Annotated in this window: 12 protein-coding genes; 11 read left to right on the forward strand and 1 reads right to left on the reverse strand. The window is 52.5% G+C overall.

The features are described 5' to 3' along the window. The first annotated feature begins 103 nt into the window (after positions 1–103). A complete protein-coding gene (locus tag JI735_RS13405) occupies positions 104–2,647 on the forward strand; it encodes a beta-mannosidase (RefSeq protein ID WP_202677462.1) in 2,544 nt (847 codons plus the stop codon). Positions 2,648–2,787: 140 nt separating this feature from the next. Here JI735_RS13405 and JI735_RS13410 read toward each other — a convergent pair whose 3' ends face one another. Next, positions 2,788–3,789 carry an ABC transporter substrate-binding protein gene (locus JI735_RS13410; protein WP_039834128.1) on the reverse strand — a complete coding sequence of 334 codons (1,002 nt, stop codon included), beginning with the start codon at positions 3,787–3,789 and terminating at the stop codon, positions 2,788–2,790. 180 nt (positions 3,790–3,969) lie between these two features. Between JI735_RS13410 and JI735_RS13415 the strand changes: the two genes are divergently transcribed. From JI735_RS13415 to JI735_RS13460, 10 genes are all read left to right on the forward strand, one after another. Further along, entirely contained in the window at positions 3,970–4,977 is a 1,008-nt protein-coding gene (locus JI735_RS13415; RefSeq protein WP_039834127.1) for a FecCD family ABC transporter permease, read from the forward strand. Position 4,978: 1 nt separating this feature from the next. Further along, positions 4,979–6,025 carry a FecCD family ABC transporter permease gene (locus JI735_RS13420; RefSeq protein WP_039834126.1) on the forward strand — a complete coding sequence of 349 codons (1,047 nt, stop codon included), beginning with the start codon at positions 4,979–4,981 and terminating at the stop codon, positions 6,023–6,025. Between the two features lie 34 nt (positions 6,026–6,059). Then, positions 6,060–6,869: an ABC transporter ATP-binding protein gene (locus JI735_RS13425; protein ID WP_039834125.1), complete on the forward strand. Its 810-nt coding sequence runs from the start codon at positions 6,060–6,062 to the stop codon at positions 6,867–6,869. A 235-nt stretch (positions 6,870–7,104) separates the two neighbouring features. Next, positions 7,105–7,449 carry a hypothetical protein gene (locus tag JI735_RS13430; protein WP_039834124.1) on the forward strand — a complete coding sequence of 115 codons (345 nt, stop codon included), beginning with the start codon at positions 7,105–7,107 and terminating at the stop codon, positions 7,447–7,449. A 301-nt stretch (positions 7,450–7,750) separates the two neighbouring features. After that, positions 7,751–8,836: an ABC transporter substrate-binding protein gene (locus JI735_RS13435; protein WP_039834123.1), complete on the forward strand. Its 1,086-nt coding sequence runs from the start codon at positions 7,751–7,753 to the stop codon at positions 8,834–8,836. A 2-nt stretch (positions 8,837–8,838) separates the two neighbouring features. Next, complete coding sequence (locus tag JI735_RS13440; protein WP_202677463.1) at positions 8,839–9,801, forward strand: nucleoside hydrolase; 963 nt, start codon at positions 8,839–8,841, stop codon at positions 9,799–9,801. 1 nt (position 9,802) lies between these two features. Next, positions 9,803–10,621, forward strand: a complete 819-nt coding sequence (locus JI735_RS13445) for an ABC transporter permease (RefSeq protein ID WP_039834117.1) — start codon at positions 9,803–9,805, stop codon at positions 10,619–10,621. Positions 10,622–10,625: 4 nt separating this feature from the next. Further along, positions 10,626–11,414, forward strand: coding sequence for an ABC transporter permease (locus tag JI735_RS13450; RefSeq protein WP_039834116.1), 789 nt, complete (start codon positions 10,626–10,628; stop codon positions 11,412–11,414). A 34-nt stretch (positions 11,415–11,448) separates the two neighbouring features. Further along, positions 11,449–12,513, forward strand: coding sequence for an ABC transporter ATP-binding protein (locus JI735_RS13455; protein WP_039834115.1), 1,065 nt, complete (start codon positions 11,449–11,451; stop codon positions 12,511–12,513). 24 nt (positions 12,514–12,537) lie between these two features. After that, complete coding sequence (locus JI735_RS13460) at positions 12,538–14,259, forward strand: adenine deaminase (protein ID WP_039834121.1); 1,722 nt, start codon at positions 12,538–12,540, stop codon at positions 14,257–14,259. Positions 14,260–14,264 lie beyond the last annotated feature (5 nt).

Genomic DNA, 14,264 nt, shown 5'->3' on the forward strand with positions numbered 1-14,264 from the left:
ATAGGATAACAAAATACAATAGGTATGAAAGCGATTCATGTAAGCGTATGCTCACTTAGACTTAGATGGATGCTTCTGCCCACACCACTTAATAGGAGGTTCCATGAAACTACAACTGAAATTGGACAACTGGCAATTTAGAGCCTGCGGGGATGAACAGTGGCTTCCGGCAGCTGTGCCGGGAACGGTGCATACCGATCTGCTCCGCAATGAACTGATCCCTCCCCCTTTTTATGGAAAGAACGAGCATGAACTGCAATGGATCGATAAGAAAGACTGGGAATACCGGACGGTTCTGCACCTCGGCGGGGAGTGGCAGCAGCGTGCTGTTGCTGAACTGGTTTTCAAAGGGCTGGACACCTATGCGGATGTATATGTGAATGATGTGCACGCACTCTCGGCGGACAATATGTTCCGGGCCTGGACCGTAAATGTCAAGGAGCTGCTGCGGGCCGGGGAGAATGAGATCCGCGTGCGGTTCCGTTCCGCAGTACATGAGGATCTGCCGAAGCTGGAACAGCTTGGCTATGCGCTCCCGGCGCCCAATGACCAATCCGAACTGGGCGGACTCGGGGAACAGCAGATCAGCGTATTCGCCCGCAAAGCGCCTTATCATTACGGCTGGGACTGGGGCCCGAGATTCCTGACCAGCGGCATCTGGCGTGAAGCTGTGCTGGAAGGCAGGGATCAGGTTGCTATCACTGATTTGTATATCCGCCAGAATGCGGTGAGCCCGGAAGAAGCCCGGCTCACTGTGCTCGTGGAAGCGGATGCTCCATCGGCATGGAACGGTCAGCTGCGGGTAAGCTGCGGCTGCAGGGAATGGACCCAATCCGTTTTGCTCCAACAGGGCAAGCAGAGGCTGGAACTGGAAATCGTTCTGGATCAGCCCCGTCTCTGGTGGTGCAACGGCCTCGGTAAACCTGAGCTGACTGCTTTTCGGGCAGAACTGCTGAAGGCAGGGGAGGCCGCAGCGCAAGCTGAAGTTACCACCGGGCTGCGGGAGATCAAGCTGGTCCGGGAGCCGGATGATCGGGGAGCTTCCTTTTATTTTGAGCTGAATGGTGTGCGTGTATTCGCCAAGGGCTCCAATCACATTCCCAACGACAGTTTTGCTACGGAGGTTACGGAGGAGCGTTACCGCCATGAGATCGCTTCGGCTGTCGCTTCCAATATGAATATGCTGCGGGTGTGGGGCGGCGGGATCTATGAAGAGGAGACTTTTTACCGGCTGTGCGATGAGTATGGTCTGCTGGTCTGGCAGGATTTCATGTTCGCCTGCAGCATGTACCCGGGAGATGAGCCGTTCCTGGAGAATGTGCGTGAGGAGGCTGTCTATAACATCCGGAGATTGCGCAACCATCCGTGCATCGCTTTGTGGTGCGGTAATAATGAGATGGATTCGGCCTGGTCGCATTATGAGGATAACAAGGGCTGGGGCTGGAAGGAAAAGTTCAGCCGGGAGATCCGTGATAAGCTGTGGTGGGATTATGAGGCCGTTTTCCACCGTATCCTGCCTGAAGCCGTGGCCTCCTGCCACCCGGATGTGGATTACTGGGCATCTTCTCCGATGCGGGCTCTGACTCATGACATGAACCAGCATGCTACGCGGATGGCCGGTGAAGGGGATGTGCACTATTGGGGCGTATGGCATGGGAGCGAGCCTTTTGAGAACTACAATGTCAAGGTTGGCCGCTTCATGAGCGAATACGGCTTCCAGTCCTTCCCTGAGCTGAAATCGGTACTCAGCTATGCTGAAGAAAACGATATGGAGCTGGAATCCGAAGTGATGCTGGCTCATCAGAAGAACGGACGCGGCAATCTGCTGATTAAGGAATACATGGATATCTATCTGCCCCGGCCAAAGGATTTCAAGAGCTTCCTGTATATGAGCCAGATTCTTCAAGCGGAGGCCATGCGGATCGCCATTGAAAGCCACCGGAGAAACAAGCCCTACTGCATGGGCACGCTGTACTGGCAGATGAATGACTGCTGGCCGGTTGCTTCCTGGGCGGGCATGGATTATTACGGCCGCTGGAAGGCACTGCAATACACGGTACGCAAAAGCTACCAGGAGCTGCTTCTCTCCATCGACGGTTCGGACGGGGAGAATCTCCAGATCCACGCTGTATCCGACCGGCAGGAGGGGCTGGAAGGCGAACTGCGGGTCCGACTGCAGGACTTCAGCGGAGCTGTGCTGCAGGAATGGCTGCAGCCGGTCACCCTTGCGGCTGACTCGGCAAGTATTGTGTTTGCGGCTAATATTGCCGGATTGCTGGAGGGCCGCGAACCCCGCCGTGTGCTGCTGACTGCCGCGTTGCTGGCGGACGGACAGCAGCTTGACTACAAGCATCATTACTTCGTTTCGGCCAAAGAAATTCCGCTGGCCCGGCCTGCGGTTAAGGTGGAAGAGGTGCAGGGCAGCGCAGCGTTTACGGTCAGCACTGATGTGCTTGCCAGAGGAGTGTATCTGACAGCGGATGAGGAAGGAATCTTCTCGGACAATTTCTTCGACCTGCTGCCGGGCGAATCGAAGACCGTGGAATTCTTCCTGAGCGGCAGCGGGGACCAGGATTTCACTCCGGCTGTCCCGAAGGGCCTTGAGATTTACACAATGGCGGATTATGTGGATGAGGGCCTGCTGTAAATCGAAAGGCGACTGCTGTAGGAAATTATGAAATATGAAGAAGTGAGAATCAAAAGACGGCGTTCTCTTCAGTTACAACCGAAGAGAACGCCGTCTTTTTCATAACTCCCCTTAATTCAAAAATATATCATGACCAGCAATTATTCCTGTATTTCGTAAATTTTGAACAACTCATCCAACATCAGATTTGCCGCAATGACTCCGCCTGCCGTGTTCCAAATAGCATCATCCACACGAATCGCTTTGTTATTCTTGACCACATTCAAGCTTTTCCATAGCGGATCATTCAGCATTTCCTTTTCCATTTCATTGCCCTTACCGTCCCCGGTATCGTAGGTAAAGTAGAACAGCATGTCAGCATCTACCTCAGGCAGACGCTCTTTGGTGATTTCCTCAACAAATGTGTCGGCATACTTCTGATTGTCCGGACGAGTAATGCCCAATTTGGAGAAGGCTATGCCCGTAAAGGTATCCTCCAGATAAATACGTGTCTTTCCACTCATAAAACGAACAACCGAGACTTTTTGTTGTAGCTTATCTCCGGCCTTGGATTTAAAGTCTGCAGCGCGTGCATCGTAATCTGCGATAGTTGTATCGCCTTCCTTTGTCTTACCAACTGCTTCGGCGTAAAGCTTAAAGTTAGACTGCCACTCCCCGCGCAGAGTTTCGGAAAATACAGTTGTAGCAATGGCATTCAGCTGATCATAAACTTTCTCCTGACGCAGCTTATTCCCGATAATGAGGTCTGGTTTGAGGCTTGCGATCAGTTCAATATTCGGCTGACTTTCATCCCCTACAACAGTAACCCCTTCCATTTGATCTTTGATATGAGGGTACCACGGATCTCCTGTCCAGGATTTCACAGCACCCACCGGTTTGATTCCCAATGCCAGAAGAGCCTCTGTGCCTTCATTTGTTAAAACAACAACACGCTTCGGGGTACCTGAAATCTTAGCATCCCCCATAACATGCTTGACTGTGCGCACATCTTCCTGAGGCTGGGACTTCCCGGTTCCTTCTGAGCTGGAGCTATCTTTGCCTGTAGAATTTCCCGTTTGTCCGCAACCCGTTATAAGTATTGCTAAGGCTAGCAGCAAGGTTGTGGTGGTTCCTATCATTTTACGCTTAAATAATGTTGCCATTGTTCTCCCCTAATAATGAAAATCATTATCGTCTATGTTCAAGCGAAACTATATCAAATTGAGTTTTGTACTGTCAAGACAATTGAAAATGATTATCATATTCATTGACAGTTATATTTCGGCTCCATATAATATTAATTTAGTGCTAAATACCATGATTACTTAGAAGGAAAGGAATTTATGGATATCCTATTATCTACACGAAAGCAAAAAATATATTTCCTTTTGATAGCTATTCTGCTCCTTGGAGCAGGCATTGTCTGCAGCGTTGGATTCGGGGTGAAAAACATCAGCTGGCAGACGATTGTGAACACTTTGATCCATTTTGACGGGAGCCAGGAACAGCTTATTATCAAGACGGCTCGGATTCCGCGCGCCTTGATTGCCGCTATTGCAGGAGCAAGCCTTGCGGTAGCAGGGGCCCTTATGCAGGGCATCACCCGCAACCCCTTGTCTTCGCCTAGTATTCTAGGTATTAATTCGGGTGCATCGTTTTTTATTGTTATGGGATCCGCCTTCTTTGGCGCAGCTGGTCTATCGACGTTTGCAGGCTTAGCGTTCCTTGGTGCAGCCTTCACAGCAATTTTAGTATATATATTAGGTTCAATTGGTACAGACGGTCTTACTCCCCTTAAAATTACTTTAGCTGGCGCTGCCATGACTTCCTTCTTCTCATCGCTTTCTCTAGGCATTCTTCTGACCGGAGGGCAAACCTTTGACCAAGTGCTGTACTGGTTTGTTGGTTCGGTGTCGGGAAGAGATATTAGCATCTTCAATGCTGCCTTTCCCTATATGGCACTTGCCCTATTGGGAGCCATGGTGCTGGGAAAACATATGAATGTGCTCGTTTTGGGTGAAGACATCGCTGCCGGCCTGGGACAAAAAACGATTTATATCAAACTAACCGCAGGCCTGGTCATCATCTTGCTGGCAGGAGGATCTGTCTCTATGGCAGGACCTATCGCCTTCGTCGGCATCATCATTCCTCATGTATCACGTTATCTGGTAGGAACAGACTATCGCTGGGTTATTCCCTATTGTGCTATCTTAGGTGCTGACCTACTGCTTGCAGCTGATATTGGATCGAGATACATTGCGTTCCCCAAAGAGGTACCCGTCGGCATCATGACCGCCATCTTGGGCGTTCCCTTCTTTGTTTATATTGCCAGAAAAGGAGGCCGAAACTAGTATGAACCGTTGGTATACGTTTAGGAGCCGTAACCACTCGTTTCAAATCAGCCGAAGAACTTTACTTGTTATCTCTCTATTGACCGTGGTCAATGTTATTGTCGCCATCTTATGTGTTGGATTAGGAAGCCAATTTATCCGTCCTGATAACGTCATCCGTGCCATATTTGGGTTCGGAGATCCTGTTCATTCCATGATCATTTTCTCGCTGCGCATGCCGCGTATCCTGATTGCTATTCTTGTAGGGGCAGCTCTCGCTGTGTCTGGCGCTATTCTTCAGGGCATTGTGCGCAACCCGCTGACCTCTCCTGACATGATCGGAATAACGGGAGGCGCTTCACTCGGAACTGTTATGTTTATCATCTTTTTCTCTGGGGTCAGCGTCCGCTTTATGCCGCTTAGTTCTATTGCAGGGGCATTCGGTGCTGCGCTATTAATCTATCTCCTGGCTTACCGACGCGGCGTGTCGCCACTCAGACTCGTTCTGGTCGGCATAGGCATGGCTACCGCTCTAACAGCAGTGACTTATATGTTGATTCTCACCGCTTCATTTACACCAACGGCTGTGGCCGTTAAAGCATTTACCTTTATGACTGGAAGTATCTACGGAGTGTCGTGGGAACGGGATGTACTTACATTACTGCCATGGATTCTTGTCCTGCTTCCTGTGGCTCTATTCTATGCCAGACACTTGAACGTACAAGAGCTGGGTGATGATATTGCCGAGAGTGTAGGCAGCTCCGTCATGCGCAAGCGAACTTTCTTGCTGATAGTTAGTGTCGCACTGGCAGGCGCAGCCGTATCTATTGGCGGGGCCATTAATTTTATCGGACTCATGGCGCCTCACATTGCCCGAAAGCTGGTGGGCCCGGCTTTCGGAGGAGTCATCCCCGTGTCCGCACTCATCGGGTCCCTCATTCTGCTGCTCTCCGATCTTGTAGCCAGAACAGCCTTCCTCCCACTGGATATACCGGCCGGCGTATTCACAGCAGCAATCGGTGCTCCGTTCTTCATCTATTTGCTCTATCAAAGCCGTAAAACGGCTTAACAACCATGATTATTTTGCAAAGGAAGTGGGTCGTGTGTCTACCATTGAGGTAAAAGGACTGGGACTAGCCTATGGACAGAAGCAGATTTTCTCCAATCTGGATTTAACGGTTCCATCCGGTCAGATCACCGTATTGATAGGAAGCAACGGCTGCGGCAAATCAACGCTGCTTCGTTCCCTTGCCCGTCTTCTGAGGCCTGAGCAAGGTTCGATCCTACTGGATGGTGAAGAGATCTTCAAACTTAAGACCAAGGAACTCGCCAAAAGGCTGGCTATTCTGCCACAGGGGCCGATTGCTCCTGAAGGGCTAACCGTTCATCAACTTGTAAAACAGGGGCGTTATCCCTATCAAAGCTGGCTTCAGCAATGGACCAAAGAGGACGAGCGGATGGTCAACAAAGCACTTGAGGCTACACGCATGAGTGAATTTTCACACCGATCCGTCGACTCCTTATCCGGTGGCCAACGCCAGCGGGCATGGATCGCCATGACACTCGCGCAAGATACGCCTTTCCTATTGCTGGATGAACCAACCACCTATCTGGACATGACTCACCAAGTCGAAATCCTTGATCTGCTCTTCGAGTTAAATGAAATGGAGAAGCGCACCATTGTAATGGTTCTGCATGATATTAATCTGGCGTGTCGCTACGCGCATCACATTATCGCCGTCAAGGAAGGCGGAATATATGCCTACGGTGCACCCGAGGATATCGTAAATGAACAACTGATCCGGGATGTTTTCCGGATGGAATGCCAGGTTACTCCGGATCCGATCTTCGGCACTCCTGTGTGTGTTCCCTTTGGCAAAGGACGTAAAGTTAAACGGAAAATCAATGTTTAAAATCCCGGGGCTACTGAAAAAATCTCTAAAACTAAAACGGGCTGGTTCCTCAGCAATTGAGGCGACTGTCTCGTTTTTTTTGATTGATTTTTCGGATATGAAATAGTCATTGTTCGTGTTTGGCGTTACTTTCATGTGAGATTTGGCTTTTTTCTTGCCTGAAATGCAATAATTATGTATAATAGCAATTGCTATCGATGTGATTGTACGATATTCTGTTTTTGAAGGTGGTTTCATGGCAGAACTGGAAAACAGCGAGCAGAAGAAGAAGATGTGCCAGATCTACAACGAGATCTCCAAGGAATTGTTTGGTTTCGGTACGACCCTGCTCCGCGTCACTGTCGATTCAAGGGTCATTACCTTTCACGCCAAGCACCGCAGGTCTCCGCGTTCTTCCGCACTGGAGGGTGAAGCGCCCGAACTTAAGCAGGAAGTGGATTTCCGGATGTCGCTGCTGTTCAAGAAGAGATTCAAGGAAAGACTTGAAGCAGAAATGGGTCTGACGATTGAGGTTCTGCTTAGGGATTACGACGCGCCGACTGGATGGGCTTTTACGAACATGATCTTGGCTGGAGAATGACAGATTTATAAGGATTATCGCGGATTTTCGTTTTTGATCTATCTTAAGCGAAGACCGTCCTTCTATAACGGGTAGCTCTTTTGCTTTGTTTACACAAAGAAAAGTGTTCTTGTTCCTACAAGAATGCTTTTCTTTTTTTATGAAAAAAATAAGGGGAATCTAGATTTTATTACCAATAGGAGGTGCTACGGACCCTGACTCTATTGCATGCCAATTAAAGAGAGACTGACCATGCATTCCTGGAACCAGAGGATAACTGCTGGAATTGTACCGCATATTACATTTGGGAGGTTATTTACTAATGAAAAAAATAATGAATGCGGGCTTTGCCCTCACACTGACTGCGGTGCTGGCTGCTTGCGGCAATAACGCTGCAACGAACAATGCTGCCACCAACAATGCGGCTGCGCCGGAAGCGACGCAAGCAGGGGCTCCCACTGAGCTGGTGATTTCCACTTGGGGTTTCTCGGAGGACTTCTTTAAAGAGTCGGTGTATGCACCGTTTGAGAAAGAGCATAATGTGAAAATCGTCGTCGAAATCGGCAACAATGCCGAACGTCTGAACAAAATCCGCCAGGGCAGCTCCGATGTGGATGTAGTGTATCTGTCGGACTATTATGCGCAGCAGGCGATCAATGAAGGACTGTTCGAGACCATTGACCGCAGCAAAATTCCGAACATCGAAAAAATTTATGACATTGCCAAAGCGCCACTGGGCAAAGAATATGGCCCTGCCTATACTGTGGGCCGTCTCGGTATTGCCTACAACCCGGCGCTGGTGAAGGGGGAAGTGAAATCCTGGAGTGACATGTGGACGCAGTTTGACAAGAATCTTACGCTTCCAGCCATTACTGCAACGGCCGGTCCTATGATTGTAGATGCAGCCTCCGTAGTGGCAGGTGGTTCGGAGTTCAACGAGGATCAGGCCTTCGCGAAGCTGAAGGAGCTGGACAGTAATGTAGTTAAATACTACGGACAGACTTCGGAGTATGTGAATATGTTCGGCCAGGAGGAAATCGCGGGCGGTCCAATTATGGAGATGTACTTCAAAGACCTCCAGGCTGCTGTGCCGGATGCCAAGTTCGTTGCACCTTCCGAAGGTGCGTATGCCGTTATGAATACGGTCAATGTGGTTAAGGGCAACGACAACAAGGAGCTTGCCGAAGCGTTCATCAACTGGCAGCTGAGCAAGGAAGTGCAGGAGAAATCGGCCAAGGCGAAAGTCGACTCTCCGGTGAATACCGAAGTGGTGCTGACGGATGAAGAGGCTGTAGGCGTAACTTACGGCGCGGATGTCATCAGCAAGCTGCGCAAGCTGGACATGTCCTTTGTGAACCAGCACATCACGGAGTGGACGGACCGCTTCAACCGTGAGATTGGCGGGTAAGGATGACCGGTCGTAAAAAAGTCATTCTGGACGTAGATACAGGTGTGGATGACGCCCTGGCGATCATGCTGGCGGTGACAAGCGGGAAGTTCGATATTCTTGGCATTACGACGGTCAGCGGCAACGTATCGCTGGATCAGGCGACGCTGAATACCTGCAAGATTCTGGAACTGCTTGGAGTGTCCGGGCAGATTCCAGTGTATCGTGGAGCGGATAAGCCGCTGGTCCGTGAAGCGGTGTTCGAGCACCGGGTGCATGGATCGGACGGCATCGGCGGCGCGCTGGGCGACATGGCGGTCACGAAGCAGCCGGAAGCCGGAGCGGCAGCGGATTTCATCATCCGCGAGCTGCTGGCCCGGCCCGGCGAGGTCACGCTGATTATGACCGCACCGCTGACGAACCTGGCGGCCGCGCTGCAGAAATGTCCGGAGCTTGTTGCACATGCCGCCGAGGTCATTGTAATGGGCGGTGTGGTGCAGGGTTATGGCAATATCACGCCGACGGCAGAGTACAACATGTACGTCGATCCCGAAGCCGCGAAGCAGGTGCTGGCGGCAGGGTTCCCCCGGCTGACGCTGGTGGGGCTGGATGTTACCCGCCGGGCGCTGCTTGGTGCGGAGGATATCCAGAAGCTGCATAACCCGGTCATCCGCGAATATGTGGAGACAAGTACCGCCGGCTACCGGGCACGCTATTATGAGCGCAACGGCGTTCAGGCCTGCGCCCTGCATGATCCGCTGGCGGTGGGAGTCGCGCTGAACTGCGGGCTGGTCACCACCCGCGATTACTACGTAGATGTGGAAACCCGCAGTGAGCTGTGCGACGGGCAGACGGTCTGCGATTTCCAGAACCGGCTCAACCGGCCGCCGAATGTCACTGTCTGCCTGGAGGTTGACGCGCCCGCTTTTCTGGAATGCTTCATTAACAGCTTGAATCAAGAGCCGAAGAAGGACGGGAGTCGTTAGAATGAATAAAAAAGCGATGGTTCTCCTGCTGCCGGGACTGCTGTTCCTGGCAGCCTTCATGCTGATACCAATAACGCTGACTATTGCCTCTACTTTTGTGCAGGACGGGAAGCTGACGCTGGAAGGATATTTGCATTTTTTCCGCGACGGGTACTTTAACCGCATCCTGCTGACTACGCTCCGGGTAAGTGCTGTGACGACGCTGGTCTGCATGGTGCTTGGGTATCCGGCGGCTTATTATATCTCGCGGACCAGCGTGCGCAAGAAGAGCGTTCTGCTGGCGCTGTCGATTTTTCCTTTGCTGACCAGTCCTGTTGTCCGCTCTTTCAGCTGGATGATTATCCTCGGCAAAAAAGGGCTGGTCAACTCCTTGCTGGTCAATACAGGGATCATTGACAAACCGCTGGATATTCTCTATACGCCCACGGCCATGATGATTGGCCTGGTGCATCTGTTCCTGCCGCTGATCATCATCACACTGCTCGGGGTGATGGAGAATCTGGACCATGAGCTGGTCCGGGCGGCGCGCAGTCTGGGAGCCTCTCCCTTCACAGCGTTCCGCAAAATCACTTTCCCGCTGACTGTGCCGGGACTGATTATTGGCGGCATCCTGGTCTTCGTCGGCAGTCTGACGGCGTATACCACGCCTGCGCTGCTCGGCGGCAAGGAACGGGTCGTCTCCACCTTTTTGTATCAGAACGCCATGACGCTGAACGATTGGCAGGCGGCCTCTGTCATCGCCGTGATTATGATCGTCATTACATTCGTGGTTGTAGGGCTGATGAATGCCTGGGCCAACCGCTTGAATCCGAAGGGGTGAGAAGATGAAGGAAGGAAACCGCGCATTGTCCTTGTACACGCTGCTGGTCTTTATTTTTTTGCTGGGCCCGCTTGTCATTATTTCCATTACTTCCTTTGAGCCGGGCACGGTCCTGAAATTCCCCCCTGAGGGCTTTTCATTACGGTGGTACAAGAACATCTTTGAGGTCAGCGCGTTCATGGAGACCTTCAGAACCTCGATTGTAATCTCGCTGCTCGGCAATCTGCTGGCTCTGCTGCTGGGAGTTCCTGCTGCCTACGCCCTGAGCCGTTACCGGTTCCGCGGGCGGGACATGCTGAATGCGGTTTTCCTGTCGCCGGTGCTGATTCCCGGTATTGTGCTGGGCTTCACGCTGCTGCGTTATCTGATCGTGGTGTACAACCTGCCGATTGTGGCGGGCCTCTTGATTGGACATACCGTCATCATGCTGCCTTTTATTATCCGGGTGATTGCTTCGAGTCTGGAGAATTTCGATTTTGCCGTGGAAGAGGCGGCGCAGAGCCTGGGGGCCACACGACTGTTCACCTTCTTCAAAGTGGTTTTGCCCAATATCCGCTCCGGTATTCTGGCGGCGGTGCTGATCGCTTTTCTGGAATCCTTCAATAATGTGGATATTTCCGTGTTTATGACCGGTCCGGGGATCAGCACGCTGCCGATCCAGATGCTGACCTATGTGCAGAATTACTTCGATCCTACGATTGCCGCGATTTCGGTCATCCTGATGGTGCTGACGGCGGCACTGATGTTTATCATCGAACGGCTGATGGGCTTCGCCTACTTTACCAAACGATAGCTTACTTTACCAAATGATACGGAGGCATAAGCAAATGGCGCTCTTAAGTCTGGAACATGTATCGGTTGCTTATGACAACCGTCTGATCCTGGAAGATTTCAATCTGTCGCTGGCCCAAGGACAGCTGCTTTCCCTGCTCGGACCGAGCGGGTGCGGCAAAACAACCACGCTGCGGCTGATCGCCGGATTCCTAAGCGCGGAAGCGGGCAACTTCATGTTCTCCGGGAAGGACTACACCAAGGTACCGGTAGAAAAGCGGAATTTCGGCTTTGTCTTTCAGAACTATGCGCTGTTCCCGCATCTGTCGGTGTACGACAACGTGGCGTTCGGCCTCCGGCTGCGGAAGCTGAAGGAGGCGGAGATCCAGAAGCGGGTAACGCGGATGCTGGAAATTGTCAGTCTTGGCGGCTTTGAGAAAAGACTTCCGGCTGCATTGTCCGGCGGACAACGCCAGCGGGTGGCGATTGCCCGGGCACTGGTCATCGAGCCGGCTTTGCTCTTGTTCGATGAGCCGCTCAGCAATCTCGATGCGAACCTGCGGGTGAATATGCGTGTGGAAATCCGCCGCATCCAGCAGGAGCTGGGCATTACAACTGTATACGTCTCCCATGACCAGGAGGAATGCTTCTCCATCTCCGATCAGGTGGCGGTTATGAATAATGGCAAGATCGAGCAGCTCGATCAGCCACAGGCAATCTTCAAGTATCCGGCCAGCGAATTTGTGGCCCGGTTCATCGGGTTTGGGAACTTTATCTCTTTTGACGGCAGGAATGACGAAGGCACGGATATTGAGCTGAGCCGGGGAACGCTGAAGTTTCTGGCGGTGAAGCGCCCGAATGGTGAAGGCAACACCGGACTCTTAGGAGCGATCCGCCCTGATGATCTGCAGCTGCTGAGCAGTCCGCCGGAGTCGGGCGCCACTGGAAATACGCTGCCGGGCACGGTGCAGGTCAGCACGTATCTCGGCCGCAGCTATCAATACCAGGTGGAGACGGAGCTGGGCGTATTTACCGTCAATCAGGAGCTGGAGCATCCCTTCGGACAAGGGGAGCAGGTCACAGTTTATTTTCCAAAAGAGAAGCTGGTGCTGGTGCAGTAGCGCTTCATAAGAGGAGCATACATGATGATTACAGATCAACTTATACTGAACGCTAAGGTGTACAACAGTTACTATAAACGGTTCGAGCCGGCGAATGTCGCTGTGAAGGACGGGCGGTTCCTCTATATCGGGCCGCTCGGAGCAGAGACGTTCACCGCCAAGGATACCATTCAGGCGGAAGGGCAATATATGGTGCCTGGCCTGATTGATATCCATCTGCATATCGAGAGCACGATGATTACCCCGGAGACGTTTTCGTATGGCATTCTGCGGCACGGGGTAACCACCATTGTCCCTGAGCCGCATGAAATGGCCAATGTATTCGGGGTGGAGGGCGTGCATGAGATGATCCGTGCCAGCCGGGACTGCCAGGTGGACATGTTCTACGCCATACCGAGTTCGGTGCCGGCAACTCCGCTTGAAACCACCGGCGGTTCGATTGAAATTGAGGATATCGACGATCTGATGGAAACAGAGCGGATGATCTGCCTGGGCGAAGTGATGAATTATGTTGATGTCATCCGTGACCCCGACGGGAAAAGTAACCGTATCCTGCAGCATGTCCGCAGCCGCTATCCCGGTCTTGTGATCGAGGGGCATACGCCGAAGCTGCTTGACCTTGATCTCCACCGGCTGATCTATGCCGGGATCGATTCGGACCACACCCATCAGAGCATTGAAGGCCTCAAGGCGCGGATTGCGGCGGGAATGTTCATCGAGATTCAGGAAAAATCGATGACCCCGGATGTGGTGGACTATCTGGTCCGCCATCCGGTCAGCGAGCATTTCTGCTTCGTGACCGATGATGTGATGACCGACTCGATGGTGAAGACGGGGCATCTTGACCATCTCGTGCGCAAAGCCATCGCTATGGGCATGGCACCGGAGGACGCCGTGTATGCCGCCACGTTCACCCCGGCCCGGCGGATGAAGATGAATGACCGCGGCGTGATCGCGCCGAACAAAACCGCCGACTATCTGCTGCTCTCGGATCTGGACAGCTTCACCATCGAAGCGGTCTACAAGCGGGGGGCTCAGGTCTATGACCGCAAGCTGCCGCTTCCGCAGCCGGAGACGGTGCCGCGGTTCCCTGAGCATTTCTACCGCAGCGTGAAGCTGTCTTCCTTGACCGCTGACGATTTCACGGTGCGGACCGGGCTGCCGGACGGGCGTTACAGCTCCCGGGTGATGATGGTCAACAGCATCTCCACATTTACTGAGGAGAAGCACGCGGAGGCCGGGGTTAAGAACGGTCTGCTGCAGTGGCAGGAGAGCGGGTATGGCCTGATTGCCACTTTTGAGCGGTATGGCAAAAACGGTAACCGCGCCTACGGCCTAATCGGCGGAGATACGATTAAGCGCGGCGCCATTGCTACCACCTATTCACATGACAATCATAACCTGCTGGTTGTGGGGCATGATCCTGTGGACATGGCTGTGGCCGCCAATGCAGTGATTGCGGGGCAAGGCGGCTTCTGTGTCGTCTTAGACGGCAAAGTGATTGCTTCACTGGCGCTGCCGGTCGGCGGCATTCTGACTGAAGCGCCGCTTGAGGAAACGGCTGAGCGGGTGCTCGGATTGCGGACAGCCATGGAATCGTTGGGCTACAACCATTACAATCCGATTATGTCCATCAGCACGCATTCCCTTCCGGTCAGCCCGGCGCTCAAAATCACAGACCATGGCCTGATCGATGTAGGCACAGGCCGTGTAGTGCCGCTGCTGTTCCCGCTTGGGGGAGAGTAGCTGGC

The organism is Paenibacillus sonchi, from assembly GCF_016772475.1.
Classification (GTDB): domain Bacteria; phylum Bacillota; class Bacilli; order Paenibacillales; family Paenibacillaceae; genus Paenibacillus_AQ; species Paenibacillus_AQ sonchi.

Bases quoted from the DNA above. Each gene is read 5' to 3' on its own strand.
- JI735_RS13405 (WP_202677462.1), top strand. From the start codon at position 104: ATGAAACTACAACTGAAATTGGACAACTGGCAATTTAGAGCCTGCGGG.
- JI735_RS13420 (WP_039834126.1), top strand. From the start codon at position 4,979: ATGAACCGTTGGTATACGTTTAGGAGCCGTAACCACTCGTTTCAAATC.
- JI735_RS13455 (WP_039834115.1), top strand. From the start codon at position 11,449: ATGGCGCTCTTAAGTCTGGAACATGTATCGGTTGCTTATGACAACCGT.
- JI735_RS13430 (WP_039834124.1), top strand. From the start codon at position 7,105: ATGGCAGAACTGGAAAACAGCGAGCAGAAGAAGAAGATGTGCCAGATC.
- JI735_RS13460 (WP_039834121.1), top strand. From the start codon at position 12,538: ATGATTACAGATCAACTTATACTGAACGCTAAGGTGTACAACAGTTAC.
- JI735_RS13440 (WP_202677463.1), top strand. From the start codon at position 8,839: ATGACCGGTCGTAAAAAAGTCATTCTGGACGTAGATACAGGTGTGGAT.
- JI735_RS13410 (WP_039834128.1), bottom strand. From the start codon at position 3,789: ATGGCAACATTATTTAAGCGTAAAATGATAGGAACCACCACAACCTTG.
- JI735_RS13415 (WP_039834127.1), top strand. From the start codon at position 3,970: ATGGATATCCTATTATCTACACGAAAGCAAAAAATATATTTCCTTTTG.
- JI735_RS13445 (WP_039834117.1), top strand. From the start codon at position 9,803: ATGAATAAAAAAGCGATGGTTCTCCTGCTGCCGGGACTGCTGTTCCTG.
- JI735_RS13435 (WP_039834123.1), top strand. From the start codon at position 7,751: ATGAAAAAAATAATGAATGCGGGCTTTGCCCTCACACTGACTGCGGTG.
- JI735_RS13450 (WP_039834116.1), top strand. From the start codon at position 10,626: ATGAAGGAAGGAAACCGCGCATTGTCCTTGTACACGCTGCTGGTCTTT.